This window comes from Limnohabitans sp. MMS-10A-192, from assembly GCF_003063335.1.
Lineage (GTDB): Bacteria > Pseudomonadota > Gammaproteobacteria > Burkholderiales > Burkholderiaceae_C > Limnohabitans_A.
This window is the reverse complement of sequence record NZ_NERX01000001.1, coordinates 612,020-637,612: the sequence shown is the minus strand read 5'-3', so window position 1 is coordinate 637,612 and position 25,593 is coordinate 612,020. Positions and strand designations below refer to the sequence as shown.

The 25,593-nt window shown below is 58.0% G+C and carries 23 protein-coding genes; 15 read left to right on the top strand and 8 right to left on the bottom strand.

The annotated features are described in order from the left end of the window. Positions 1–151: 151 nt before the first annotated feature. The 5 genes from B9Z43_RS03170 to B9Z43_RS03150 are packed head-to-tail and all read right to left on the bottom strand — an operon-like array spanning position 152 to position 3,740. Positions 152–931: a peptidylprolyl isomerase gene (locus B9Z43_RS03170; protein WP_108322671.1), complete on the bottom strand. Its 780-nt coding sequence runs from the start codon at positions 929–931 to the stop codon at positions 152–154. Between the two features lie 54 nt (positions 932–985). Beyond that, the gene (locus B9Z43_RS03165; protein ID WP_108322670.1) at positions 986–1,246 is read right to left on the bottom strand and encodes a BolA family transcriptional regulator; all 261 of its coding nucleotides are present in this window, start codon (positions 1,244–1,246) and stop codon (positions 986–988) included. A 5-nt stretch (positions 1,247–1,251) separates the two neighbouring features. Next, entirely contained in the window at positions 1,252–1,782 is a 531-nt protein-coding gene (locus B9Z43_RS03160) for a septation protein A (protein ID WP_108322669.1), read from the bottom strand. 24 nt (positions 1,783–1,806) lie between these two features. Further along, the gene (msrB, locus tag B9Z43_RS03155) at positions 1,807–2,211 is read right to left on the bottom strand and encodes a peptide-methionine (R)-S-oxide reductase MsrB (protein WP_108322668.1); all 405 of its coding nucleotides are present in this window, start codon (positions 2,209–2,211) and stop codon (positions 1,807–1,809) included. Beyond that, on the bottom strand, positions 2,208–3,740 hold the full coding sequence (locus B9Z43_RS03150; protein ID WP_108322667.1) for a YdiU family protein: 1,533 nt from the start codon (positions 3,738–3,740) through the stop codon (positions 2,208–2,210). The genes msrB and B9Z43_RS03150 overlap by 4 nt, the downstream gene beginning before the upstream one ends. A 116-nt stretch (positions 3,741–3,856) precedes the next feature. On the opposite strand from B9Z43_RS03150, the gene B9Z43_RS03145 reads away from it, so the two are divergent. The 15 genes from B9Z43_RS03145 (at position 3,857) to B9Z43_RS03075 (ending at position 20,598) form a co-directional block, all read left to right on the top strand. Continuing rightward, complete coding sequence (locus B9Z43_RS03145) at positions 3,857–5,485, top strand: 3-(methylthio)propionyl-CoA ligase (RefSeq protein ID WP_108322666.1); 1,629 nt, start codon at positions 3,857–3,859, stop codon at positions 5,483–5,485. Positions 5,486–5,614: 129 nt separating this feature from the next. After that, a complete protein-coding gene (locus B9Z43_RS03140) occupies positions 5,615–6,847 on the top strand; it encodes a branched-chain amino acid ABC transporter substrate-binding protein (RefSeq protein WP_108322665.1) in 1,233 nt (410 codons plus the stop codon). A gap of 133 nt (positions 6,848–6,980) precedes the next feature. After that, complete coding sequence (locus B9Z43_RS03135) at positions 6,981–8,015, top strand: branched-chain amino acid ABC transporter permease (RefSeq protein WP_108322664.1); 1,035 nt, start codon at positions 6,981–6,983, stop codon at positions 8,013–8,015. Between the two features lie 3 nt (positions 8,016–8,018). Continuing rightward, a complete protein-coding gene (locus B9Z43_RS03130) occupies positions 8,019–9,311 on the top strand; it encodes a branched-chain amino acid ABC transporter permease (protein WP_108322663.1) in 1,293 nt (430 codons plus the stop codon). Further along, positions 9,308–10,084, top strand: a complete 777-nt coding sequence (locus B9Z43_RS03125; RefSeq protein ID WP_108322662.1) for an ABC transporter ATP-binding protein — start codon at positions 9,308–9,310, stop codon at positions 10,082–10,084. The genes B9Z43_RS03130 and B9Z43_RS03125 overlap by 4 nt, the downstream gene beginning before the upstream one ends. A 1-nt stretch (position 10,085) precedes the next feature. Further along, a complete protein-coding gene (locus B9Z43_RS03120; RefSeq protein ID WP_108322661.1) occupies positions 10,086–10,781 on the top strand; it encodes an ABC transporter ATP-binding protein in 696 nt (231 codons plus the stop codon). Between the two features lie 119 nt (positions 10,782–10,900). Continuing rightward, the gene (locus B9Z43_RS03115) at positions 10,901–13,012 is read left to right on the top strand and encodes a 3-hydroxyacyl-CoA dehydrogenase NAD-binding domain-containing protein (protein ID WP_108322660.1); all 2,112 of its coding nucleotides are present in this window, start codon (positions 10,901–10,903) and stop codon (positions 13,010–13,012) included. Positions 13,013–13,070: 58 nt separating this feature from the next. Beyond that, entirely contained in the window at positions 13,071–14,246 is a 1,176-nt protein-coding gene (locus B9Z43_RS03110) for an acetyl-CoA C-acyltransferase (RefSeq protein ID WP_108322659.1), read from the top strand. A gap of 95 nt (positions 14,247–14,341) precedes the next feature. Then, positions 14,342–16,156, top strand: a complete 1,815-nt coding sequence (locus B9Z43_RS03105; protein WP_108322658.1) for an acyl-CoA dehydrogenase — start codon at positions 14,342–14,344, stop codon at positions 16,154–16,156. Further along, the gene (locus tag B9Z43_RS03100) at positions 16,156–16,461 is read left to right on the top strand and encodes a Dabb family protein (RefSeq protein WP_108322657.1); all 306 of its coding nucleotides are present in this window, start codon (positions 16,156–16,158) and stop codon (positions 16,459–16,461) included. Before B9Z43_RS03105 ends, B9Z43_RS03100 begins: the two co-directional genes overlap by 1 nt. A 13-nt stretch (positions 16,462–16,474) precedes the next feature. Then, on the top strand, positions 16,475–17,266 hold the full coding sequence (locus B9Z43_RS03095; RefSeq protein WP_108322656.1) for an SDR family oxidoreductase: 792 nt from the start codon (positions 16,475–16,477) through the stop codon (positions 17,264–17,266). Positions 17,267–17,283: 17 nt separating this feature from the next. Then, positions 17,284–17,706 carry a PaaI family thioesterase gene (locus tag B9Z43_RS03090; RefSeq protein WP_108322655.1) on the top strand — a complete coding sequence of 141 codons (423 nt, stop codon included), beginning with the start codon at positions 17,284–17,286 and terminating at the stop codon, positions 17,704–17,706. A 26-nt stretch (positions 17,707–17,732) separates the two neighbouring features. Next, positions 17,733–18,749 carry an NADP-dependent oxidoreductase gene (locus tag B9Z43_RS03085; RefSeq protein ID WP_108322654.1) on the top strand — a complete coding sequence of 339 codons (1,017 nt, stop codon included), beginning with the start codon at positions 17,733–17,735 and terminating at the stop codon, positions 18,747–18,749. Between the two features lie 11 nt (positions 18,750–18,760). Then, entirely contained in the window at positions 18,761–19,696 is a 936-nt protein-coding gene (locus B9Z43_RS03080; protein WP_108322653.1) for a glutathione S-transferase family protein, read from the top strand. Then, positions 19,693–20,598, top strand: coding sequence for an SDR family oxidoreductase (locus B9Z43_RS03075; protein ID WP_108322652.1), 906 nt, complete (start codon positions 19,693–19,695; stop codon positions 20,596–20,598). Before B9Z43_RS03080 ends, B9Z43_RS03075 begins: the two co-directional genes overlap by 4 nt. 45 nt (positions 20,599–20,643) lie before the next feature. Here B9Z43_RS03075 and B9Z43_RS03070 read toward each other — a convergent pair whose 3' ends face one another. From B9Z43_RS03070 to B9Z43_RS03060, 3 genes are all read right to left on the bottom strand, one after another. Then, the gene (locus B9Z43_RS03070) at positions 20,644–23,475 is read right to left on the bottom strand and encodes a YjbH domain-containing protein (protein ID WP_158270055.1); all 2,832 of its coding nucleotides are present in this window, start codon (positions 23,473–23,475) and stop codon (positions 20,644–20,646) included. Further along, a complete protein-coding gene (locus B9Z43_RS03065; RefSeq protein WP_158270464.1) occupies positions 23,472–24,041 on the bottom strand; it encodes a hypothetical protein in 570 nt (189 codons plus the stop codon). Before B9Z43_RS03065 ends, B9Z43_RS03070 begins: the two co-directional genes overlap by 4 nt. Before the next feature lie 102 nt (positions 24,042–24,143). Beyond that, the gene (locus tag B9Z43_RS03060) at positions 24,144–24,878 is read right to left on the bottom strand and encodes a hypothetical protein (RefSeq protein ID WP_108322649.1); all 735 of its coding nucleotides are present in this window, start codon (positions 24,876–24,878) and stop codon (positions 24,144–24,146) included. Positions 24,879–25,593 lie beyond the last annotated feature (715 nt).

Sequence of the window (25,593 nt, the reverse complement as noted above, 5' to 3'; positions counted from 1 at the left end):
GTTGGGATTATCCCAGCTTGTGAAGTTGGCCACTCATGCAGACCAACAGCTCTGGGCCAGCGCTCGCAGCCCCAGAGCGTACGTCACCGCAATGCGCACCAACAAAAAACGCGGCCGAAGCCGCGTTTTGGATTCGAGCACCGGGCTCAGATCACTGGATCTTGGCTTTGGAGCGCAAGCTTTCCTGGAAGCCGCTGAGCTTTTGCTGTTGCAACTGCTGGGCGATCTGGGGCTTGACTTCTTCCAGCTTGGGCAATTGGGCTTCACGCACATCGTCCACGCGGATGATGTGGAAACCGAACTGGCTCTTGACCGGGGTTTCTGTCATCTGGCCTTTGTCCAGTTTGACCATGGCACCGGAAAACTCGGGCACATAGCTGCCAGCCGCTGCCCAGTCGAGGTCACCACCGTTGGCACCGGAGCCTGGGTCTTTGGAGGCCTTCTTGGCCAGGTCTTCAAACTTGGCGCCTTTCTTGATGTCAGCAATCAAAGCCTTGGCTTCGTCTTCTTTTTCCACCAGGATGTGGCGAGCGCGGTATTCCTTGCCACCGTTGGCGGCCACGAACTTGTCGTATTCAGCCTTGATGTCGGCATCGGTCACAGGGTTTTTCTTCTGGAAGTCGGCAAACAGCTGGCGGATCAGGATGGTCTGGCGGGCCAGTTCAATCTGGTTTTTGTACTCGTCGGAGGCATCCAAGCCACGCTTTTTGGCTTCTTGCATGAACACTTCGCGGGCAACCAATTCTTCCTTGATTTGTGCCAAGACTTCGGGGGTCACAGGGCGGCCAGAAGCTTCCACTTGTTGCTTGAGCACATCCACGCGGGAGGAGGGCACGGGTTTGCCGTTGACCACAGCAAGGTTTTGGGCGAAAGCTGGCGCAGCCATCAATGCCAAAACGGCGGTCGCGGCGCTGAGCATTTGCTTTTTCATGGATTCTTTCCTCAATGACGGTTCGTCAGGTATGAAACAAAGGGGGGGGGAAGTTCAGATCAGCTCAATGGCCAAGGCGTGCAAGCCTTGGTCGATGAAATCTTGCAGCGCATCATACACAAGGCGATGGCGCTGAACGCGTGACAGGGGTGTAAACAAAGGTGAAGCAATGCACACACGCATGTGGCTGCCTTGCCCGGTGGCGCTGGCGCCCGCGTGACCGGCGTGCGAAGCGCTTTCATCGATCACCTTCAATGCTGTCGGCTGCAGGCGCTCGGACAGACGAGCGTGAATTTGTTCGGCAACGGTGCTCATGGGCTTTATTGGTCCTTGGGCAGGTGACGGGCCACGTAAACGCCTTGCGCCACGATGAACACCAAGGGGAACACGTAGCCCCAGACTTTGAAGTTGACCCAGTCTTCGGTCGAAAAATAGGTGGCGACATAGGCATTGATGGCGGCCATGAACAGGCAATACAGCATCCAGGCGATGTTCAGTCGGTGCCAAACGCGGCCAGGCAGTTGCAGTTGTTGGCCCAGCATCATTTGCAGGAAGTTCTTCTTCATCGCCCAATGCGCGATGGCCAAAGCCACGGCCAAGCCGGTGTAAAGCAAGGTGGGCTTCCATTTGATGAAGCGCTCATCGTGCAGGCCCAGTGTCAAGGCGCCAAAGCCCAGCACCAACACCAGCGTGATCTTGTGCATGGTTTGCAGCTTGCCGTCCAACTTGTAAATCAGGGCGGTTTGGACCACGGTGGCGACCATCAACACCGCTGTGGCGGTGTAGATGTCGGCCATTTTGTAGGCCCCAAAAAACAATGCAATGGGGAAAAAGTCGATCAGGAATTTCATGAAATCAATCGTTGGCCGGGTTCGTCACAGAGGCTCGAAGTCTAACGAAGCCGAGTTCATGCAGTAGCGCAGGCCGGTGGGGGCTGGGCCGTCTTCGAACACATGACCGAGGTGTGCGCCGCATTGGGCGCACACGGTTTCAACCCGTGTCATGCCGTGGCTGCGGTCCACATGTTCCTGAATGGCCGTGTCGGTGATGGCCTGCGAAAAGCTCGGCCAGCCACAACCGGCGTCAAATTTGGTGTCCGACTTGAACAGCTCGGCATCGCAGCAGACGCAACGGTAGGTGCCGGGCTCCCAGTGGGCTTCGTATTTGCCGGTGTAGGGGCGCTCGGTGGCGGCTTGGCGGGTCACGGCGTAGGCCACAGGCTCGGCGCCTTTGGCTTGCAAAATGTCGCGCCATTCTTGTTCGGTTTTGATGAGGCTCATGATGAACAGCTGATTTCCAGTTGGCTGGCCCAGTCGGGCGGCAAGTCGGCATGGGCTTCAAAGCCCAGATGCTCGTCGAAGGGGGACTTTAGCAAGTTGTGAAGGGTCTCGATTTCCGAGTAGTCACCCGTCTGCGCTTGGCGGATCGCAAGTTCTGCCAGGTGGTTGCGCAAAACAAACTTGGGGTTGGTGCGCAACATGGTTTGTCCGATCTGGGCCAAGTCAGCCTGGCCCAGGCGCGCTTGGTAACGGCTGAGCCAAGCTTGCCAGCGATGGCGGTCGATCAACAGGTCTTGGACGTCGGTGGCAGGGGCGTGTGGCTTGTGCTGACCCCATCCGCTGGCCACCGCATGGCTCAGGCGTCGCCAAAACAGGGTGTAGTCCACCCGCTCTGAGGCCAGCAGTTGCAGCAAGTCCTCGACCAGTTGCCAGTCGGCTTCGCGCTGGTCTTCGGTGGCCAAATCGCCCGTCAGCCCCAGCTTGGCCCGCATGGCATCGCCCAGTTCGCGAGGGAAACCGGTTTTGTAGCCCTCCAGCACTTGCAAGGTCAGGTCCTGGTCTTCGATCAATGGCAACAGGGCTTGCGCCAGGCAAAACAGGTTCCAGTAAGCGATGTTGGGCTGGCGGCTGTAGGCGTAGCGGCCCTGGGTGTCGGTGTGGTTGCAGATGTGGCCGGGGTCAAAACCGTCCATGAACTGGAAGGGGCCGTAGTCGATGGTCAGGCCCAGCAGGCTCATGTTGTCGGTGTTCATCACGCCGTGGCAAAAGCCCACCGCTTGCCACTGCGCCAGCAAATGCGCCGTGCGCTCTTGCACCACCTGCAGCAAAGCCGCATAGACATTGCCGTTCAGGTGTTCTGCACGCGCATGGCATTCGGGCAGGTGGTGAGCGATCGCGTGGTCTGCCAACGTCCGCAGGCTGTCCACATCGCCTTGTGCAGCAAAGTGCTCAAAATGCCCAAAGCGCAAAAAGCTGGGCGCCAAGCGGGTCACAAGGGCTGCGGTCTCAAGGGTTTCGCGCCGCACCGGCTCGGGGGAGGCCACCAGGCACAGGGCCCGGGTGGTGGCAATGCCCAGACCGTGCATGGCTTCGCTGCACAGGTATTCACGGATGCTCGATCGCAACACCGCACGGCCATCGCCGCCGCGAGAGTAGGGTGTTCTGCCTGCGCCCTTGAGCTGGATTTCTTGCGGACCCAGCCGAGACGGCGCCTCGCCCAGCCAAATGGCGCGGCCGTCGCCCAGCTGGCCTGCCCATTGGCCGAATTGGTGACCGCTGTACACCGTGGCCATGGGGTCCGAGCCGGGCAGCACGCTGTTGCCGGCAAAGGCGCTCAGGTGCGCGTCGTCCAGCAAGTCCGATGACCAGCCCAGCTCGTCCAGCAAGGCCCGGTTGCGCATGGCCCAGACCGGCGCGGCCAAAGGCGTGGGCTGCAGCCGAGTGAAAAAACGCGGACCCAATTGGGTCAGGCGGTGTGTCCAATCCCAGCTGGGCGATGGGGCAGAAGAGGGCGCAGAGGCTGAAAACATGGCTCGATTGTCACGCCCTTGACAAGGACACATGGTTTGACGGGTCTTCGTTCGAGCCGGTGGGTTAGGCGGGTGCAAAATGAATGCATTCAATCCACCACCAACAGGAGACCCCCATGCTGGGACTGATGCAACAGCAATCTTTGCTGATTTCTTCCTTGATCGAATTTGCCGAGCGTCACCACGGCGATGGCGAGATCGTCTCGCGCCGCGTTGAAGGCGACATCCACCGCTACAACTGGGCTGCTGCTGCCAAGCGCTCGCGCCAGGTGGCCAACACACTGGACGGTATGACAATGGCGCACGGCAGCCGTGTGGCCACGCTGGCTTGGAACGGTTACCGTCACCTGGAGCTGTACTTTGGCGTGAGCGGCTCCGGCCGCGTGTTGCACACCATCAACCCGCGCCTGCACCCCGACCAGATCGCCTGGATCGCCAACCATGCCGAAGACCAGGTGCTGTGCTTTGACATGAGCTTCTTGCCCTTGGTGCAAGCGGTGCACGCCAAGTGCCCCACGATCCGCCAATATGTGGCGCTGTGCGATGCCGACAAGCTGCCGGCCGATTCGGGCATTCCCGGCTTGGTCAGCTACGAAGCCTGGATCGGCCAGCAGTCCGACCGCTACACCTGGCCCGAATTGGATGAAAACACCGCTTGCACCCTGTGTTACACCAGCGGCACCACGGGCAACCCCAAGGGCGCGCTGTACAGCCACCGATCGACCATCTTGCATGCTTACGCCGCGGCTTTGCCCGATGTGATGTGCATGTCCGCACGTGACTCGATCTTGCCCGTTGTGCCCATGTTCCACGTCAATGCATGGGGCATCCCTTACAGCGCGGCCATGGTGGGTGCCAAGTTGGTCTTCCCGGGCCCCGCCTTGGACGGCAAATCGGTCTACGAATTGATCGAAGCCGAAGGCGTGACCTTTGCGGCGGGCGTGCCCACCGTGTGGCAAATGCTGTTGGGCCACATGAAGCCTGCGGGGTTGAAGTTCTCCAAGCTCAACCGCACCGTCATTGGCGGCTCGGCTTGCCCACCGGCCATGATCACCGCCTTCCGCGAAGACTACGGCGTGGATGTGCTGCACGCCTGGGGCATGACCGAACTCAGCCCCTTGGGCACTTTGTGCACACTCAAAAACAAGCACCAGAATTTGCCCGAAGCCGAGCAAATGAAGCTGCGGATGAAGCAGGGCCGTTGCATCTTTGGCATCGAGATGAAGATCGTGGACGAGCAGGGCAAAGAGCTGCCACACGACGGCAAGGCCGCAGGGGACTTGCTGGTGCAAGGGCCGTGGGTCATCGCCTCGTATTTCAAACAAGAAGGCGCCAGCCCGTTGGTGGATGGCTGGTTCCCCACGGGTGATGTGGCCACCATCGATGCCGATGGTTTCATGCAGATCACCGACCGCAGCAAGGACGTGATCAAGTCTGGCGGCGAGTGGATCAGCTCGATCGATGTGGAAAACATCGCCATGGCACACCCCGCCGTGGCCATGGCCGCTTGCATTGGCATTCGCCACCCCAAGTGGGATGAGCGCCCCATCGTGTGCGTGGTCAAGAAACCGGGCGCTGAAGTCACACGCGATGAATTGATCCAGTTTTATGACGGCAAAACCGCGAAGTGGCAGATACCCGATGATGTCGTGTTTGTCGATGCCATCCCGTTGGGTGCGACCGGCAAGATGCTCAAAACCCGCCTGCGCGAACAACTGACGGACTACGTCTTGCCTGGCCTTTGATGCGCATCAAGTCAACCGTGCGGCACTCAAGTCGCACGGGTGATACGGCTTAGGTGCAAACCCCGAGCGTGTTTGTGAAATCAGCGGTTACGCTGACATCGTCTGATTCACAAACGCAGGAGACTTTGAATGAAATTCACCACCCGCTTGATCGCTGCCGCCGCATTGACCACATGTGCCTTTGGCGCGTTTGCCCAAAAAGGCGAGACCGTCAAAATCGCCTGGATTGACCCCTTGTCTGGCCTGATGGCCCCGGTCGGCAGCAACCAGCTCAAGAGCTTTCAGTTTTTTGCCGAAAAATTCAGCAAAACCAATCCAGCGGGCGTCAAGTTCGAAGTCATCGGCATCGACAACAAATTGAGCCCCGCTGAAAGCCTGAACGCGCTCAAAGCCGCCATGGACCAAGGTGTGCGTTACATCACCCAAGGCAACGGCTCTTCTGTGGCCGGTGCTCTGATCGAGGCGGTGAACAAACACAACGAGCGCAACCCCGGCAAGGAAATCATTTTCCTGAACCACTCGGCCGTGGACCCTGACTTCACCAACAGCAAGTGCAGCTACTGGCACTTCCGCTTTGATGCCGACACCTCGATGAAGATCGAAGCCATGACCACCTTCATGGCCGACCAAAAAGACATCAAGAAGGTCTACCTGTTCAACCAGAACTACTCGCACGGCCACCAGGTCGCCAAGTTCGCCAAGGAAAATTTGGCACGCAAACGTGCGGACGTTCAGATCGTGGGCGAAGACCTGCACCCTCTGGCCCAGGTGCGTGACTTCTCGCCCTACATTGCCAAAATCAAAGCTTCTGGTGCCGATACCGTGATCACAGGCAACTGGGGCTCTGACCTGGCACTGTTGGTCAAAGCGGCCAACGAAGGCGGCTACAACGGCAAGTTCTACACTTATTACACAGGTGTGTCCGGCACCCCGACGGCTTTGGGCACAGGCGGTGCGGGCCGTGTTTACCAGATCGCCTACAACCACTACAACATGGGGGGTGACCTGGGCAAGTGGATGGCCGAGTTCAAGACCAAGTTCAACGACGATTTTTACACCGGCTCGGTGATCTCCATCTACAACGCTCTGGGCGCTGCCATGGCCAAAGCCAAATCAACAGAGCCCGCAAAAGTGGCGGCCGCGTTGGAAGGCCTGACTTTCAACAGCTATCACGGTGAAGTCCAAATGCGCAAGACCGACCACCAGCTGCAGCAACCGCTGTACATGACTGTGTGGCAAAAGGCCGACAAGAAGTACCCCTACAGCCCGGAAAACACCGGCATGACGCTGGCACCGGTCAAGGAGTTCCCATCGTATGTGTCCAGCACACCGACCAGCTGCCAGATGAAGCGTCCCGGCTGATTTGAGTTTGGCTCGCGGGCCCGATGACATGCACCGTTGTCGGGCCTTTTTCTTGGGTGTGTACACACCGCCTTCAGCAACCCACTTTCGGTAACGAAGTTAGGCTCACAAAGCCTGGAAAGTAGCAGTATTTATGGAGTTTTTCATCATCTCCATGCTCAACGGCCTCAGTTACGGGCTGTTGCTCTTCATGCTCAGCTCTGGGCTGACCTTGATTTTCAGCATGATGGGCGTGCTCAATTTCGCGCACGCCAGTTTCTACATGATCGGCGCCTATTTCGGATACACCCTGTCCGGGTGGATCGGTTTTTGGCCCGCGCTCCTGCTGGCCCCGTTGTTCGTGGGCGCCTGCGGTGCTTTGTTCGAACGCGTGACCCTTCGCAAGGTGCACCCCTTTGGCCACGTGCCAGAACTGCTGGTCACCTTTGGTTTGTCTTATGTGGTGCTCGAGTTGATTCAGCTGGTGTGGGGCCGCACGGCGGTCGAATTCACGCCCCCTGAAATTTTGCGCAGCTCGGCATTCACCTTGATCACCCATTCCATCAATGGCTTGAGTCTGGTCTGGGGCGCAGCACCCGCAGAGTTGTGCAACGCCACTGACGCGGCTGTTCGTGTCGTCTGTTCTCCATTTCCAGCCACGCGTGCCTTCATGATGTTGGTGGCTTTGTTGATGCTGGTGTCCTTGTGGCTTTTGCTCACCCGCACCCGCATTGGCCTGGTGATTCAAGCGGCATTGACCCACCCTGAAATGGCCGAGGCGCTCGGGCACAACGTGCCGCGTGTCTTCATGCTGGTGTTTGGCGCGGGCACGGGCCTGGCTGGTCTGGCTGGCGTCATCGGTGGCAGCACCTTTGTCACTGAACCCGCCATGGCCGCCACCGTGGGCTCGGTGATCTTTGTCGTCGTCGTCGTCGGTGGCATGGGCTCCTTGTCGGGCGCGTTCTTGGCTTCGGTTTTGATCGGTGTGATCCAAACTTTTGCCGTGGCCATTGACTACTCTTATTTGGTTTTGGCCAAGGACATGGGATGGGTCGTATCGGCGGCAACGCAGGAAAACACCTTTGCCAAGCTGACGGTTTCGCAGGTCGCCCCGATCCTGCCGTATTTGTTCCTGGTGCTGATTTTGATCTTCCGCCCCAAGGGTCTTCTGGGCACACGTGAGGGTTAAGACATGGCTGCCGTATACAAATTCAAACCCTACAACGTCGGCCGCTGGGTCATCTGGAGCCTGTTTGCGCTGGTGTTGATCGCTGCGCCACTGGTCTTCACCAGCAACTTGTCCACCACCATGCTGGCCCAGATGGGCATCGCCATCATCGCCTGCCTGTCCTACAACATTTTGTTGGGGCAGGGCGGCATGCTGAGCTTCGGCCATGCGGTCTACACGGGCCTGGGCTCTTACATGGCCATTCACGCGCTGAACATGGTCAGCGGTGGACAGCTCAACATACCGGTCAGTTTCTTGCCCATCGTGGGTGGCGTGGCTGGTATGGGCTTTGCCATCTTGCTGGGCTATGTCACCACCCGCAAATCGGGCACACCCTTTGCCATGATCACTTTGGGCGTGGCCGAGCTGGTGTTCGCCATGTCCTTGATGTTTTCGGAGTTCTTCGGGGGCGAGGCCGGTGTGTCGGGCAACCGTGTGGCCGGTCAAGCCTTTTTGGGCATCAACTACGGCCCGCAAATTCAGGTCTATTACCTGATCGCGGCTTACACCTTCGTGTGTGTGGCGCTCATGTACGCCTTCACGCAAACGCCTTTGGGCCGCATCCTGAATGCGGTGCGTGACAATCCGGAGCGCGTGGAGTTCATTGGTTACAACACGCAGCGTGTGCGTTACATCGCCTTCATCATTGCCGGTTTCTTTGCCGGTATCGCGGGCGGCCTGGGGGCACTCAACTTCGAGATCGTCACGGCCGAAGTGGTGGGGGCAGGGCGCTCGGGGGCGTATTTGCTGTTCACTTTTCTGGGTGGCGCAACCTTCTTCTTTGGCCCCATCATCGGCGCCATCTTGATGGTCATTGCCTTTGTCTTGCTGTCGGAGCTGACCAAGGCCTGGTTGCTGTACCTCGGCTTGGTGTTCCTGTTCATGGTCATGTACGCCCCGGGCGGCATTGCCAGCCTGATCATGATGAACCTGCGGGTGGCCAAGTTTGGCAAGCTCAAACAGATTTGGACGAGTTACCTTGGCTTGGCTTTGACTGCATTGGTCATGTTGGCCGGTGCTGGTGCCATGATTGAAATGGTCTACCACTTGCAGCTGAATTCGGCCCTCGGGGATACCGTCAAATTCATGGGCGTCAGTCTGAATGCCAAAGGACTGGACAGCTGGTTTGGTTGCGCCTTCGTCATGCTGACCGGTTTGGGCTTGTTTGAGTTGACTCGCCGACAGTACATGCTCGAATGGGGTGAAATCCAAACCGAGATCGAAAAAGAAATCAAGCGCCGGGAGACTGCAGTATGAGTACGACCTACGCACTGGAACTGAAAGACGTTCGCAAAAATTTCGGCAAGACCGAGATCATCCGTGGTGTGAACCTGGCCGTGCAATCCGGTGAACGTGTGGCCGTGATTGGCCCCAACGGCGCGGGCAAGTCCACGCTGTTCAACCTCATCAGCGGCCGCTTTGGCCCGACCAGTGGTGATATTTTGCTCAATGGCCAGGCCTTCCAGCACAAGACGGCCTACGAGATCAACCGCATGGGGCTGTCGCGCAGCTTTCAGATCACCAACATCTTCCCCAAGCTCAGCGTGTTCGAGAACTTGCGCTGCGCGGTGCTCTGGAGCCTGGGCTACAAGTACACCTTCTTCAAGTTCCTCTCAGGCCTGAAGGACGCGAACGAACGCGCCGAGCAGTTGATGGACATGATCCACCTGGACAAAAAACGCGATGTGTTGGCGATGAACCTGACCTATGCCGAGCAGCGCGCTCTGGAGATTGGGGTGACCATTGCCGGTGGCGCCGACGTGATTTTGCTGGACGAACCAACGGCCGGCATGAGCAAAAGCGAGACCTCGCGTTTCATTCGCCTCATCAAGGAAGTCACCGTCGGCAAAACCCTGCTGACCGTGGAGCACGACATGGGCGTGGTGTTTGGCCTGGCCGACAAAATCGCGGTGGTGGTTTACGGCGAGGTGATCGCCTTTGACACCCCTGAGGCGGTGCGTGCCAACGCCAAAGTTCAAGAGGCTTATCTGGGCTCCAGTGTGGCCGACAGCCAAGCGGGAGGCCACTGAGATGCTCAAAATTGACAACCTTCACGCGTATTACGGCAAAAGCCATGTGCTCCATGGGGTGAGTTTTGGCGTGGGCCAAGGCGAGATCGTAGCCCTGCTGGGCCGCAACGGCTCGGGCCGCTCGACCACGGCCAAAGCCATCATGGGGCTGGTGGACTGCCAAGGCAGCATCGACTGGCAAGGCCAAGCCATTCAGGGCAAGAAAGCCTACGAAGTGGCGCATCTGGGCATTGGCTATGTGCCCGAGAACCGGGACATCTTCCCCAAGCTCACCGTCAGCCAGAACCTGCAACTGGGCCAAAAGCGCAGCGGCAAAAACGGGCGTTGGTCTTTTGACGACATGTTCGCCATGTTTCCGCGGCTCAAAGAGCGTGAACACACCGAAGCCGGGGTGTTGTCAGGTGGCGAGCAGCAGATGTTGACGCTGTGCCGAACCCTGATGGGCGACCCCGATCTGATCATCATCGACGAGCCAACCGAAGGCTTGGCCCCCAAGATCGTCGAGCTGGTGGGCCAATACCTGCAGCAACTCAAAAGCCGAGGCATTTCGGTCTTGCTGATCGAGCAAAAGCTCACGATCGCCATGAACATTTCAGACCGCGCACTGGTCATGGGGCATGGCAGCATCGTGTTTGAAGGCACCCCCGAAGAGCTTCGTCAAAATACCTACATCCGCAAGGAATGGCTGGAGGTTTGAGATTCGTCCCGGTTGAGACAGGCCGGGCTTCTTTTCATCGGTACAGCCACTACAATCTCTAAAAACGAACGACCGTTCTTTTTTAATTCACGCTTTATTTCACGCAAAGGAACGCCAGCATGACAGCTGAATACAAAGTCCAAGGTGATGTCGCGGTCATCACCTTGATGAACCCGCCCGTCAACGGTCTGGGCCTTTCCACCCGCATCGGCATCACCGATGGTCTGGAAAAAGCCAACAACGACGCGGCAGTCAAAGCCATTGTCATCACCGGTGGCGGCAAAGCCTTCTCGGGCGGCGCGGACATCCGTGAATTTGGCTCGCCTAAGGCCGTTCAGGAACCCAATTTGCTGAGCGTGATCCGCGCTTGTGAAAATTCAGGCAAACCCGTGGTCGCCGCTGTCCACTCGGTCGCCATGGGCGGTGGTCTGGAATTGGCGCTGGGTTGCCACTACCGCATTGCAGCGCCTGGCACCTCGATTGCCTTGCCTGAGGTGAAGCTGGGCTTGATTCCCGGAGCAGGTGGCACGCAGCGTCTGCCGCGCGTGATCGGTGTTGAAGCCGCGCTGAACATGATCGTCAGCGGTGAAGCCATCAAGAGCGAGATGCTGGCCATGTTGCCTGGTCAAAAGCTGTTTGATGCGATGGCCCAATCAGCAGAATCATTGGCAGAAGAAGCTTTGGCCTTGGCGCGCAAAGTGGCCGCAGCGCATGCCGATGGCGCGCCACTGCCTCTGGTGAAAAATCTGCCTTGCAAGCACCCCCAAGGCGATGCTTATTTCCAGTTCACACGCAACATGGTCAAAGGCATGGCCAAAAACCTGCCAGCGCCCGTCAAGTGCGTGGACGCGGTTGAAGCCGCCACCAAGAAAAAGTTTGAAGACGGCATGGCGTTCGAACGTGAGATTTTCACCAACCTGATGTTCACGCCGGAAAGCCGCGCACTGCGTCACATCTTCATGGCCGACCGTGCCGCCAGCAAGATTCCGGATGTGCCCGAAGACACGCCCAAGCGCGAGATCAAGTCGATCGCCGTGATTGGTGCAGGCACCATGGGCGGTGGCATCTCGATGAACTTCCTGAACGCGGGCATCCCGGTCAAAATGCTGGAGATGAAGCAAGACGCTCTGGACCGTGGCGTGGCCACCATCCGCAAGAACTACGAAGCGCAAGTCAAAAAAGGCAAGCTCAAGCAAGAGAAATACGACGAGCGCATGGCGCTCTTGTCCACCACGCTGAGCTATGACGACATCGGCCAAGCCGACCTGGTGATCGAAGCCGTGTTCGAAGAAATGGGCGTGAAAGAAGCCGTCTTCAAGAAGCTCGATGAAGTCATGAAGCCTGGCGCGATTTTGGCGTCCAACACATCGACGCTCGACGTTAACAAGATTGCCTCTTTCACCAAGCGCCCTCAAGACGTGGTGGGCATGCACTTCTTCAGCCCCGCCAACGTGATGAAGCTGTTGGAAGTGGTGCGCGGTGCGCAAACCGCCAAGGACGTCATGGCCACCGTGATGGCCATCGGCAAGAAGATCAAGAAAACCTCGGTGGTTTCGGGCGTGTGTGATGGCTTCATCGGCAACCGCATGATCGAGCAATACAGCCGCCAGGCCGGCTTTTTGATCGAAGAAGGCTGCACCCCCGCGCAGGTCGACAAGGCCGTCGAGAAGTTCGGCTTTGCCATGGGGCCTTTCCGCATGGGCGATTTGGCTGGCAACGACATTGGCTGGGCGATTCGCAAGCGCCGTTACACCGAAAAGCCCAACCTCAAGTACAGCAAAACCGCTGACTTGTTGTGCGAAATGGGCCGTTATGGTCAAAAAACCGGCGCAGGCTGGTACGACTACCAAGCGGGCAAGCGCGACGCGATCCCCAGCGCCGTGGTGGTCGAGATGATCGAAAAGCACCGCGCCGACATGGGCATCACCGCCCGCAAGATTTCGGACGACGAAATCGTGCAACGCCTGGTGTTCTCACTGGTTAACGAAGCGGCCCACATTCTGGAAGAAGGCATTGCCAGCAAAGCCAGCGACATCGACATGGTCTACATCACCGGTTACGGATTCCCGTTCTGGCGCGGTGGCCCCATGAACTACGCCGACACGATTGGCCTGTTCAACGTCGCCGAAGCCATGAAGCGCTTTGCGAAAAATCCGCATGACGACGCCCAGTTCTGGCAACCCGCGCCTTTGTTGGCACGTTTGGTGGCCGAAGGCAAGACATTCAACTGATTTTTAAATTTTTGGCGGGACAGATTTTCAGCTCTGTCCCCCACTTGAAAGGACCATCATGACGAATGCTGTCATCGTATCTACCGCCCGCACCCCTCTGGCCAAGAGCTGGAAGGGCGCTTTCAACATGACCCACGGTGCAACTCTCGGCGGTCACGCCGTGCAGCACGCTGTGGCCCGCGCCGGCATTGATGCCGCCGAAGTCGAAGACGTGATCATGGGTTGTGCCACACCCGAAGGCGCCACCGGAGCCAACATCGCCCGCCAAGTCGCGCTCAAAGCCGGTCTGCCGATTTCGGTGTCGGGCATGACCGTGAACCGGTTTTGCTCGTCGGGCCTGCAAACCATTGCTTTGGCGGCGCAACGCATCATCGCGGGCGAAGGCCAGGTGTATGTGGCCGGTGGCGTGGAAAGCATTTCTTGCGTGCAGCAAGAGATGAACACCCACATGCTGCAAGACTTGGCGCTGGCCAAGATGAAGCCCGAGATCTACTGGAACATGCTGCAAACCGCCGAGCAAGTGGCCAAGCGCTACAAGATCGGCCGTGACGTGATGGATGCCTACGGTGCGGCCAGCCAGCAAAAAGCCTGCGCTGCGCAAGCTGCTGGCTTGTTCAACGACGAAATCGCGCCCATCACCGTGACACAAGGCGTGATTGACAAGGTCATGGGCATGACCACCAAACAAGTGACCGTGAGCGTGGACGAAGGCCTGCGCGAAGGCACCACCGTGGAGGCCATCAGCGGCCTGCGCTCTGCATTGCCCGGTGGTTTGGTCACAGCAGGCAATGCCAGCCAGTTCTCGGACGGCGCAGGCGCTTGCGTGTTGATGGACGAAAAACTGGCCGAGCAACGCGGTTTGAAGCCCCTGGGCCGTTTCCTCGGTTTTGCCGTGGCCGGTTGCGAGCCTGACGAAATGGGCATTGGCCCCGTTTACGCTGTGCCCAAAGCGCTGGCGCGTCTGGGCCTCACGGTCAACGACATCGACCTGTGGGAACTGAACGAAGCGTTTGCGGTGCAGGTTTTGTACTGCCGCGACAAGCTGGGCATCCCGGCCGACCGTTTGAACGTCAACGGTGGTGCGATCGCGGTGGGTCACCCCTACGGCGTGTCGGGCCAGCGCCTGACGGGCCACGCCCTGATCGAAGGCAAACGCCGTGGCGCCAAGCGCGTGGCGGTGACCATGTGCATTGGCGGTGGCATGGGCGCTTGCGGCATTTTTGAAGTGCTGTGATGCCCGTGGCTGTTGACGCCTGATCAACACCAAGGCGGTCGGTTTGCAGCTGACCGCCTTTTTCTTTGTCTTTTTTTGAACCGGGATGATGCGACATGAGCCTGCGCCCCACCGTTGATTTTTTGCTGCACGACTGGCTGAAGGTGGAAAGCCTGCAAAGCCGCGAGCGTTTTACCGACCACTCGCGTGAAACCTTTGACGCCGTGCTCGACACCTGCGAGCGCATTGCCCGCGAGAAGTACGCGCCTTTTAACCGTCTGGTCGACACGCAAGAGCCGCACTTTGATGGCGAAAAAGTCATCTTGCCGCAGGCCACACACGACGCCTACAAGGCCTATGCAGAATCCGGCATGCTGTCTGCCGCGCAAGATTACGAGTTTGGCGGCATGCAATTGCCCTACACCGTGGAGGCGGCGGCCAACGCTTTTTTTGCCATGGCCTCGGTCAGCATTGGCTCAGGCATGCTCACCAGCGGCAACGCCAATTTGCTGATGGTGCATGGCACCGATTTGCAAAAGCAGGTGTTCGCCGCCAACGAATTCAGTGGACGCTTTTCGGGCACCATGTGCCTCTCCGAGCCGCAAGCGGGCTCCTCGCTCAGCGACGTGACGACCCGTGCCACGCCCGATGGCACTGATTTTGAAGCTGACGCTTTGGGGGCACGTTACCGCCTCAAGGGCAACAAGATGTGGATCTCCTCGGGCGAGCACGAATTGAGCGAGAACATCATCCACTTGGTGCTGGCCAAGATCCCGGATGCAAATGGCCAACTGGTGCCGGGCGTCAAAGGCATTTCGCTGTTCATCGTGCCCAAGAAGATGGTGGACACGAATGGCCAACTGACGAGTGAGCGCAACGACGTGGCGCTGGCGGGGCTGAACCACAAGTGCGGCTGGCGCGGCACAACCAACACCTTGCTGAATTTTGGTGAGGGCAAATACCCAGTTAGAGGCGATATCGGAGCCGTTGGTTATTTGGTCGGCAAACCCGGCGAAGGCCTGCGCTGCATGTTCCACATGATGAACGAGGCCCGCATTGGCGTGGGCATGGCCGCCACCATGCTGGGCATGGCCGGTTACTACGCCAGTTTGGATTACGCCAAGAACCGCCCGCAAGGCCGACCCAGCGGGGCAGGGGGCAAAGACGCCAGCCGTCCGCAGGTGCGCATCATCGAACACGCCGACATCAAGCGCATGCTGCTGGCCCAGAAGGCCTACAGCGAAGGCGCTCTGGCGCTGGCTTTGTACAGTGCTCGCCTGGTGGACGAGCAGCACACCGGCACAGCCGAAGATGCCGATGTGGCACGCTTGCTGCTGGAGGTGCTGACCCCCATCGTCAAGAGTTTCCCCAGCGAGTGGTGTCTGGAAGCCAACAGCTTGGCCATACAGATCCACGGTGGCTACGGCTACACCCGCGACTTTCCGGTCGAGCAGTACTGGCGTGACAACCGCCTGAACATGATCCACGAGGGCACGCATGGCATCCAGGCCATGGACCTCTTGGGCCGCAAGGTGTTGATGGAAAACGGCCGGGGCCTGCAACTGTTGGCGGAGCGCATGCTGTCTACCGCGAACAAGGCGGAAGCCAGCTGGGGTCCTGAAGCCGCAGCTTTGCGTGACGCGCTCAAGCAAATCGGCCAAGCCACCCAGCAAGCCTGGGACGGCGCAGAACCTGCTCAGGCGCTGGCCAATGCCGTGCCGTATTTGCAGGCCTTTGGCCACACCGTGATCGCCTGGATTTGGCTGGATGTTGCAGCAAGCCTGGAGGGCCAAGACAGCCCCGCTGCACAAGGCCGCCGCGCCGCCTGCCGTTATTTTTTCCGCTATGAACTGCCCAAAATCGGCGCTTGGCTGAATGTGGTCAGCAGCCGCGACCCGACTTGCGCCGACTTGCCCGAGGAGGCGTTTTGATGATCCGTCACATCGTCATGTGGAACCTGCATGAGCAGGCCGAAGGCGCCGACAAGGCCACCAATCTGGAAAAAGCCAAGGCTTTGTTGCTGTCATGCGCTCAGGTGGTGCCCGGTATCCGCACTTTTGAAGTCGCCACCGCCACACCGGGCATGGACTGCACGAATGATTTGGTGCTCCACATGCTGCTCGATGACGCGCAGGTGCTAGCGGCTTACCAGAATCACCCGCAACATGTGGCCATCAAACCCTTCATGAAAGCGGTCGTCAAAGAACGTCGCTGCATGGATTTCAACGTTGAATAAATGGAGCCCCGACATGGCACGCACAGTCCAACAACTTTTTGATTTGACCGGCCAGGTGGCCTTGGTCACCGGCGGCTCGCGCGGCCTGGGCCTGCAAATGGCCCATGCGCTGGGTGAGGCAGGCGCCAAGATCATGCTCAGCTCACGCAAAGCGGCCGATCTGGAAGAGGCCGCCGCCGAGCTGCAAGCCGCGGGCATCGACGCCCGCTGGATCGCTGCAGATTGCGGTAAAGAAGAAGACATCCGCCGTCTGGCGGCAGAGACCATCGAACGCATGGGCCCGATCGACATCTTGGTCAACAACGCCGGTGCCAGCTGGGGCGCGCCCGCCGAAGAGCACCCGGTCGGGGCCTGGGACAAGGTGATGAACCTGAACGTGCGCGGCTATTTCATCTTGTCGCAGGAAGTGGCCAAGCTCTGCATGATCCCGCGCAAAAAAGGCCGCATTCTGAATGTGGCCTCCATCGCGGGTCTGGCTGGCAACCCGTCCGAGATGAAGACGATTGCCTACAACACCTCCAAAGGTGCGGTGGTCAACTTCACCCGCGCACTGGCAGGCGAGTGGGGCGAGCATGGCATCAGCGTCAACGCGATTTGCCCGGGTTTTTTCCCCAGCAAAATGACCTATGGTCTGCTGGAAAAACTGGGGGCCGACAACATGGCCAAAGGCGCTCCGCTGCGTCGCCTGGGCGATGACGAAGACCTCAAAGGCTTGGCCTTGCTTTACGCCTCGGACGCAGGCAAGCACATCACAGGCCAATGGATGGCGGTGGATGGTGGCGTGAGCGCCATCATCGGCGGCTGATGCGAAAGTCTTTGAGCATGAGCATCCCTTTCGGCGCCAAGATTCCCTTCGTTGACCATTTGGGTTTCTCTCTGGAGAAATTTGAAGGCGGCGAATCCGAACTGCATTTCGCGCCACGCCCCGAACACCTCAACTCATTCGATGTCACGCATGGCGGCGCCGTCATGACGTTTCTGGACGTGATCATGGCCACGGCCGCGCGCAGCGTGGACCCGGAAATGGGTGTGGTCACCATCGAGATGAAGACCAGCTTCATGCGCCCCGCCAAAGTCCCCGTCGGGCAAGCGCTGGCGGGTAAAGGCCACCTGAAACACCGCACACGCAGCATGGCGTTCACCGAAGGCAGCGTGTTCGATGCCGAAGGCCAGCTGTGCGCCCACGCCACCGGCACCTTCAAATACGTCAGCCGTCGCGAAACCCCATCGCCTTCCACCGATTAATTCTTTCAAATTCACTGGAGACACACATGCCCATCAATCACCGCATCGTTCTGGACAACCGCCCGCAGGGCGAAGCCACCGTCAACAATTTCAAAATGGTTGAGTTGCCATTGCCCGAGCTGAAAGACGGCGAAGTGCTGGTTTGCCACCATTACCTGAGCCTGGACCCCTACATGCGCGGCCGCATGAACGAGAGCAAGAGCTACGCCGTGCCCCAGCCGCTGGGCGAAGTCATGATCGGCGGCACTGTGGGTGAGGTGGTGGACAGCCGCCACCCCAAGTTCAAGGCCGGTGACCAGGTCGTGGGCATGGGCGGCTGGCAAGAGTACAGCGTGGTCGATGCCAATGTGATCGGCGCCCTGCGCAAGGTCGACACCACCCATGTGCCGCTGTCGCACTACCTTGGCGCCGTGGGCATGCCCGGCGTGACCGCTTGGTATGGCCTGTGCAAAATCATCAACCCCAAAGCGGGCGAAACGGTGACCGTGAGCGCGGCCAGCGGCGCGGTGGGCAGCGCCTACGGCGCTTTGGCCAAAGCCCGTGGCTGCCGCGTGGTGGGCATTGCCGGTGGCAAAGACAAGTGCGACTACGTCGTCAACGAGCTGGGCTTTGACGCCTGCATCGACTACAAGGAACACAAGGACTACCTGAGCCTGTCCAAGGCGTTGCGCGAAGCATGCCCCAATGGCATCGACGGCCACTTTGAAAACGTCGGTGGCATGGTTTTGGATGCTGTGATGCTGCGCACCAACGCGTTCGCACGCATCGCGGTGTGCGGCATGATCGCGGGCTACGACGGCGCGCCACTGCCCATGAGCAACCCCGCCTTGATTCTGGTGAACCGCATGAAGATCGAAGGCTTCATCGTCAGCGAGCACATGGAAGTGTGGCCCGAGGCGCTGCAGGAACTCGGCACACTGGTGGGCACCGGCAAGCTGCGCCCCCGCGAATCCGTGGCCCAAGGCCTGGCCGCTGCGCCTGAGGCTTTCCTCGGTCTGCTCAAAGGCAAGAACTTCGGCAAGCAGTTGGTCAAGCTGGTCTAAGGCAAGGCCCCATGTCCGATCTGATCCTGCACCATTACCCGACGTCGCCGTTTGCCGAGAAAATTCGGCTGATCCTGGGCCACAAGCAACTGGCCTGGAAGAGCGTGTTCATTCCGATGATCATGCCCAAACCGGACCTCACGGCACTCACGGGTGGTTACCGCAAAACCCCGGTGCTGCAGATCGGCGCGGACATTTACTGCGACACCGCACTGATTGGCGATGTGCTGGAGCACATGGCGCCAAAGCCCACGATCTACCCCGAAGCCGTCAAAGGCGCGGCGCGCATCGTGGCGCAGTGGGCCGACAGCGCTTTGTTCACGGCGTCCATGGCCTATAACTTCCAGCCCGCTGGCGTGGCGCAGGTCTTTGCGGGCGCGCCCGCTGAAGGCGTGCAGGCTTTTGTGGCCGACCGCGCCGCCATGCGCAGTGGCGCTGCGCGCATGTCCTCCACCGATGCCGCCGCCACTTACAAAAGCTACCTGCGCCGCATCGCCAACATGCTGCACGGGCAAGACTTTCTGTTCGGTGCTCAGCCTTGCGTGGCTGACTTTGCGGCTTATCACCCTTTGTGGTTCACGCAAGAACGCACGCCAGCTTTGGCGGGCATTTTGGACGCAACACCCGAAGTCAAGACTTGGATGGCCCGCATGAAGGCCATCGGTCACGGCACACCCGGCAAATGCAGCGCTGAAGAAGCCTTGCAAACCGCCCGCAGTTCAACGCCTGCGGTAGTGCAGGGCGAGGTCTTCCAGGACGAGCACGGTATCCCGCTGGGCAGCCAGGTGGTGATCGCCGCCGACAACTTTGGCCTGGAGCCGACCGAAGGCGAGCTGATCGCCGCCACCCGCACCCGCTACAGCTTGCGCCGCAGCGATGAGCGTACGGGCACCGTCCATGTTCACTTCCCGCGTGTCGGGTTCACATTGAAAAAGGTTTCCCCATGATCGACAACTTCAAAGGCAAAACCGCTGTCTTGACCGGTGCCGGTTCCGGATTTGGTCTGGAATGCGCCCGCATCGGCGCCACGCTGGGCATGAATCTGGTGTTGGTGGACGTGCAGCAAGACGCGCTGGACAAGGCCGAAGCTGAAATGAAGGCCCAAGGCGTTCAAGTGCTGGCCCGCAAGGTCGATGTGTCCAACGCCCAGGCCATGGAGCAGCTGGCCGCCGATGTGAAACAGCGCTTTGGCGCACCGCACTTCGTGTTCAACAACGCCGGTGTCGGGGCAGGGGGCTTGGTTTGGGAAAACTCGGTGGCCGACTGGGAATGGGTGCTGGGCGTCAACCTCTGGGGTGTGGTGCATGGCGTGCGCCTGTTCACCCCCATGATGCTCGAAGCCGCCAAGGCCGATCCGGCTTACCGTGGCCACATCGTCAACACCGCCAGCATGGCAGGTTTGCTCACCCCGCCCAATATGGGCATCTACAACGTCAGCAAACACGCGGTGGTGTCACTGACCGAGACCCTTTACCAAGACTTGCAATTGGTGAGCGACCAGGTCAGCGCCAGCGTCCTGTGCCCTTATTTTGTGCCGACCGGCATCAGTCAGAGTCACCGCAACAGGCCAGCGGATTTGGCGGCTGAAAAGCCAACCGCCAGTCAGTTGATTGGCCAAGCCCAAAGCGACAAGGCTGTGGGCAGCGGCAAAGTCTCAGCCAGCGATGTGGCGCAAAAAGTGTTTGATGCGGTGGCTTCCGGGCAGTTTTACATCTACAGCCACCCGCAAGCGCTGGGCAATGTGCAAAGCCGCATGGAAGCGATTGTTCAGGGTCTCAACCCTCCTGATCCGTTTGAGGCACGCCCGGATGTCGGCGAAAAACTGCGCGAAGCCTTAAGAGCTTCCTGAGGTCAGGGGCCAGGCGACGAACAAATCGCTCGGCCTAGCCCCGCTTCACTTGCTGAACCTGGCTGGTTCACTGGACCATTCGCGCTCATCGCGGCTGTTGGTCAAGTTCCACAAGGTCTGTGCTTTGTTCAGGCGCGCACCGCCATCCCTGATCAGCGGTTGCCAGGTGAAGCTCATGGTTTGGGTTGACCACGCCGTCAGGAAAGCATCAAAGGGAATGGAAAAGAACACACCTTTGTCAAAGCTGCCTTCACCAAAACTTGCAGACGACACATTGGTTTTGGTCACCCAAGCCCCCATCCTGGTCCCATTTTTGAAGCGTCTTGAGACTTCCAATGTGGCACCTTTGTCGCCAGCCAAATACTGACCGACCATCAGCTTGGCTTCGACCCCTTTCCATCGCGTGTCCCAATACGCGGTGATGTGACCACTGTTGACACGGTAATCCCGCAAACTGAAGCGCTGATCAAAATCTCGTTGAGCCAACTTGTTCACGTCGGCACCCAGAGCAAATTGGCTTCCTGATGGGCGCCACATGACTTCCGCCCCCACGCCTGCAAACATCGACTCCAACGCGCCGGCATAAACCAAGCTGTACACGCTGTCACCCCATTGGTTCAATTGGTTGAGCTGAGCGTTGGGCAAGGTGAGGCGTTGGTTCGTCAAGTACTCACGCACCAGTGTTCTGACACGCGGCAAGTCACTTTGTGCGGTGTAGTGGTACTTCTCATAGTTGTCGACCAAGCGGGCTTTCAATGTACCCTGGACCCAGGCGCCTTTCCACAAAGGCCATTGCCCCTCTGTGGTCGCATTCAGAGAATACAAATAACCATCGGGGCCACCCAGATGTTGCTGGTAACCCAGCCCCATGCTGGCTGAGGGTTTTCTGTTAGGTGATTCTGCGGTTGGTGTCAGATCTGCAGGTGCGTTTACAGAAGCATGGCTGGGTGATTGTCCCCGCCATGCATAACGGGTATCAGCCCAAGAGCCCCTGTCGATCAATCGGCTGCTGACGGGTACCCCTTGCTGCATCAAAACAAAACGCACTGCACGTACATGGGAGGGCGCCATCTCATGCACCACGCTCATGCCGCGATCAATTCGCTCTGGCAATGAAAAACCTTGCACATTATCAAGTTCAACAATCCAGGTGTTTTCTTCCTGACGAAGATCACGAACAGGCCAACCGGTTTGTGCCTCAATGGCACCTGCCACAGCAGGACTTGGCGGCAATGAAGGAGAGGAACCCATCACAGAGGGTTGTAAATTCAAAGTCGCTGCTTGTGCAGGTCGTTTGACCGGCCAAGGTGCTGGTTCACTGCGTTTGGATTGCGTCAGTTTGGTCAGATCTGTGCTCAGGGAGAAGCCCAGCATCCATTGTTTGCCGCGTTCGTAACCCACAGTCAGGCTCAACGGGCCGTTTTGCCATGCAAGACCCCAATTCAAGGGTGAGCGAGCACCGCCCACGTCATTGTTGGAAGGTTCATTCTTGTAGTTGTTGCCGTCGAGCTCAACTTTCACGACCAATTGCGGGATGGGTGTTTGCCATTGAACGCCGCCGAACAGCGCTGTACGCCCCGTGAACAGAGGAGAAAGTTGGGCAGTTCCGCCCGAGCCAACATTGCTGTTTTGTCTCGTTGTGAATCTTTGGCCAAGAAAACCCAATGGATTGCCCAAGTTGCCACGTGAACCGAGATAGCCCCAGCCTAGGCCCATGCTCACATCCAAGTTTTGCCAGCGCTTCGAAGCGACCAAATACTCTCCTGCAAAAAGACCTGTACCACCCAGGTCACGCAAGCCAACTGCCAATGCGGGACGAGAGGCCGTTTCTTCGAGCATGCGCCATTTGATTTCTGATGACTTGTCCTTGTATGACTGATTTCCAGCGATGTCAGGGCCGTAGAGCCGATTGGCGATGTCGGTGTATCTGAAACCCAGTTCCAGACTGTCAAATGGACTGATGGCCAAGGTGGTATGGGTGTAAGGCCAGACTCGGTTGGCTGTTAACGCGACATGCCCAGCACTGGGTGATCTGGCTGTTGCGGTTTGAAGAAGACCCGTCACACCCCAATCATTGGCGAAAATTGCCAAGTCTTTGGGCTCGTTGGCGGACGTGCTCGGAAGTGGCGCCATAGGTCCCACCCCTTGAGCCAAACCCTGAGTGGACATGATTTTGGCTATACGCTCACTCAAGTCATGCGAAGCGATGACTGGGGGAACCCAAAGCCACGCGCCAGGTGCTGGCGCTTCTTGTGCGTGTTGATTCCAAGTGCCGACACCCAGTCGAGTAACTTGCCCATCTGGCTGGATCAGCCAAGCGGTGTCGACTTCGGAATCCATGCCACAAGCACGCAAGTAATCGATGGCCCAGGTGGCCGATTTCACAGGAACATCGCAAGATTGCGAATCTGCATTGATGACTCGCACGCGGTCTGTACGACCTGCGATGACCAGGCTATCACCCTCACTGATGACGGGCTCCAGGTGACTGTGCGCTTGCATGAGCCAAGGATCCTGCAACAACAAGGGCTTACGACCGGTGATCGGCATGGCAGACAACAGTGCTGTCAACTTGTCCAGCTGAGGTGCTGCATCGGTGTTGCCCGTGGCAAGTTTTGCCAGTTCATTGACCAATTGTTTCTTGTCAGATGACTGTTTGTTTGCCTCCAAAGTATTGAGCCACATTGTCCCTGGCCAATACATCGATTCGGCAAGCGCAGTATGGTTTTGCGTCAGCCATGCGCCAAGCCTCAATCCGGCAGGCGGAGATAGTTTGACAGACGTGGAGGCCGTAAGCTGTTTAGCGTCTTGCGCATTGGCGAGCACTGGCGCCACAAAAATCAGTGCACCAACACATGGCAAAAAAAAATACTTCATAGGGGAGGTGCAGAGTCTTTGGCCGGCCATGTTTGCCAACGCAAACACCATTGAGCACTCATGCAACGGTGTCCAGCTGTAATTTGGTTGCTGCCGTTCAAACCATACAAAGCGGTGCGCTCACCTGTACTTGAATCAACCTCTTCCTGCCAGCGCAGACCAAGAGAATGGTCAACCCAAGCCATGGCTTGCTCGCTTGCAGGTAAAACTCTTTGGTCGACGGTACGTATCACACCCATGCGATAGCCGGGTTGGGCATCGCTCGTTTGCGTGAGCCGCATGATTGTGGATCCGGATGAAGGCGAGGTGACGATGGATTCCGAAATCAATTGCCAATGACGGCGAGGCTCGGATACCCCGACAAGCTTGCCATTGACGAGACGAATGATCACCCCGTCTGAACTGACCCAGACACTGGCTTGTCCAAGTCGGTGGGGTTCATTGCCAATCCAAACCATCAGGGCTTCTTGGCCTTCTGTTTCTACCAACAGATAGCGGTAATTCGTTTGGAGTGCTGTTTTTCGCACATCCGATCGGCTGGGCATGACTTCGTCTTTCAAAGTCATGAACCCAGCCTTCATGCCAGAACTGCAACCTGACAAGAAGAGACTTGCTAATACTGCCAGTCCGGTCTTGATCGGGTGCATCTTGATCACTTCAGAATTTAATCAACGTGTGCCTGTAGTGCCCGTTGTGCCGGTATCACCGTTGTTGTGGACCAAAATTGCGCCAACGGCCAACACACCGGCAACGCCAAGCGCTTCTTTCCAACCCAATGAACCCTGAGCTGCACCAATGGCCGCTGAAACAGGTGCTGGTGCAACTGGTGCCACGACAGCAGCAGGTGCTGTTGCGACTGTCGCCGCAGGCACGTTAGCAGCAGGTGCAACTGCTGCTTTCACAGCCACAGGTGTCTGAGGGATGGGGCGTGGCATGTTGGCGGCAAAACGGTTGTCGCATTGCTTCATGGTTGCACGAACTGGTTGGCCCAATTTGTTGAAATAAACGTTCACAGGCATGTCCGGGCTGTAAGGCACGTATTTACCTTGCAATGACTGCGAGACACCATTTTGACCAGCCTTGGGACCGAGACCAATTTCGCAAGCGCCGCGCTTGTAGTCGTTGGCTTGGTAGCTCATTGATTTCACGGTGTCTTGTGGAATCACCAAATCTTTCAAGGTCATCACTTGGGTGCGGGTTTCACCGGCACGCAGTACTGCAGGTTTTTTGGTGAAAGGCTGATAAAACTTGGCTGAGCCAGCAGTCACAGCGGCATCGCATTCGGCGAGCGTGTCATAGCCAACGTTGCCATGGCTGTCTTTGACCATGCCGGCAAATGCACCTTGGCTTGCCAACAGTGATGCCAACAAAGTGCTGGCAGCAAGATATTTTTGATTGGACATGATGATCTCCTAAGGGGGTGCTAGAACCAGTCAATTCTAGCTGCAAAAAAATAACAATAGATTCTTAAGAATTTTTAATATGTAAATATTGTCTTAAAAGTTCTATTTATTTCAATGAAAGTGGCCTTCAAAACAATGCCTGACTTCGTGGCCTAAAGCCACATGAGATGTACTGCTTCCGGTAACAACCGTGCACTCTTTGAGTGGTACATGCCATATGGCGCACGCTACGGGCGGGGTCAAAAAAGCTTGCTCTTTACCCATGCCCTTGGCTTTTGCACAGAAATCTGCTACGTCGTCACGCACTTCCCAACTGATCTTGACCTGGTTCATGATTCGCTTGCTGCTGGGTGCTGGGGAGAATTGCGCATACTCCTCCATTGGAAGTGAGCTGCACCCTGCGGTAACGATCACGCAAGCGCCGGCGGTCAAGAGTCGCAAAGGCCAAAAAATTCTGCTCGTCTTCATACTCAGTCCTCCGCTCAGTTGTTTTTTACAACTTGAATTGTCATTAGTGATAATTATTTTAAATAGTCAAACTTAAACAGTCAATACCATCAGAACTGATAACTATCAATTTTTCGATCATTTAGGACTATTTTTTCGAAAAAAATCTGCATGGTTTGCCCCTTTCCCGACTGAACCAATGCAGTGGGAACGAGGCAGGGCGCACGAAAACTCTGTGGCAAACTCGATGGCTTCGTGTTTATCTTTC

Excerpts from the sequence above, each read along its gene's own strand:
- B9Z43_RS03170 (WP_108322671.1), bottom strand. The coding sequence starts at position 931 with ATGAAAAAGCAAATGCTCAGCGCCGCGACCGCCGTTTTGGCATTGATG.
- B9Z43_RS03145 (WP_108322666.1), top strand. The coding sequence starts at position 3,857 with ATGCTGGGACTGATGCAACAGCAATCTTTGCTGATTTCTTCCTTGATC.
- msrB (WP_108322668.1), bottom strand. The coding sequence starts at position 2,211 with ATGAGCCTCATCAAAACCGAACAAGAATGGCGCGACATTTTGCAAGCC.
- B9Z43_RS03120 (WP_108322661.1), top strand. The coding sequence starts at position 10,086 with ATGCTCAAAATTGACAACCTTCACGCGTATTACGGCAAAAGCCATGTG.
- B9Z43_RS03095 (WP_108322656.1), top strand. The coding sequence starts at position 16,475 with ATGGCACGCACAGTCCAACAACTTTTTGATTTGACCGGCCAGGTGGCC.
- B9Z43_RS03070 (WP_158270055.1), bottom strand. The coding sequence starts at position 23,475 with ATGAAGTATTTTTTTTTGCCATGTGTTGGTGCACTGATTTTTGTGGCG.
- B9Z43_RS03130 (WP_108322663.1), top strand. The coding sequence starts at position 8,019 with ATGGCTGCCGTATACAAATTCAAACCCTACAACGTCGGCCGCTGGGTC.
- B9Z43_RS03140 (WP_108322665.1), top strand. The coding sequence starts at position 5,615 with ATGAAATTCACCACCCGCTTGATCGCTGCCGCCGCATTGACCACATGT.
- B9Z43_RS03110 (WP_108322659.1), top strand. The coding sequence starts at position 13,071 with ATGACGAATGCTGTCATCGTATCTACCGCCCGCACCCCTCTGGCCAAG.
- B9Z43_RS03115 (WP_108322660.1), top strand. The coding sequence starts at position 10,901 with ATGACAGCTGAATACAAAGTCCAAGGTGATGTCGCGGTCATCACCTTG.
- B9Z43_RS03075 (WP_108322652.1), top strand. The coding sequence starts at position 19,693 with ATGATCGACAACTTCAAAGGCAAAACCGCTGTCTTGACCGGTGCCGGT.
- B9Z43_RS03085 (WP_108322654.1), top strand. The coding sequence starts at position 17,733 with ATGCCCATCAATCACCGCATCGTTCTGGACAACCGCCCGCAGGGCGAA.
- B9Z43_RS03100 (WP_108322657.1), top strand. The coding sequence starts at position 16,156 with ATGATCCGTCACATCGTCATGTGGAACCTGCATGAGCAGGCCGAAGGC.
- B9Z43_RS03135 (WP_108322664.1), top strand. The coding sequence starts at position 6,981 with ATGGAGTTTTTCATCATCTCCATGCTCAACGGCCTCAGTTACGGGCTG.
- B9Z43_RS03125 (WP_108322662.1), top strand. The coding sequence starts at position 9,308 with ATGAGTACGACCTACGCACTGGAACTGAAAGACGTTCGCAAAAATTTC.
- B9Z43_RS03165 (WP_108322670.1), bottom strand. The coding sequence starts at position 1,246 with ATGAGCACCGTTGCCGAACAAATTCACGCTCGTCTGTCCGAGCGCCTG.
- B9Z43_RS03090 (WP_108322655.1), top strand. The coding sequence starts at position 17,284 with ATGAGCATCCCTTTCGGCGCCAAGATTCCCTTCGTTGACCATTTGGGT.
- B9Z43_RS03105 (WP_108322658.1), top strand. The coding sequence starts at position 14,342 with ATGAGCCTGCGCCCCACCGTTGATTTTTTGCTGCACGACTGGCTGAAG.
- B9Z43_RS03160 (WP_108322669.1), bottom strand. The coding sequence starts at position 1,782 with ATGAAATTCCTGATCGACTTTTTCCCCATTGCATTGTTTTTTGGGGCC.
- B9Z43_RS03065 (WP_158270464.1), bottom strand. The coding sequence starts at position 24,041 with ATGACTTTGAAAGACGAAGTCATGCCCAGCCGATCGGATGTGCGAAAA.
- B9Z43_RS03060 (WP_108322649.1), bottom strand. The coding sequence starts at position 24,878 with ATGTCCAATCAAAAATATCTTGCTGCCAGCACTTTGTTGGCATCACTG.
- B9Z43_RS03080 (WP_108322653.1), top strand. The coding sequence starts at position 18,761 with ATGTCCGATCTGATCCTGCACCATTACCCGACGTCGCCGTTTGCCGAG.
- B9Z43_RS03150 (WP_108322667.1), bottom strand. The coding sequence starts at position 3,740 with ATGTTTTCAGCCTCTGCGCCCTCTTCTGCCCCATCGCCCAGCTGGGAT.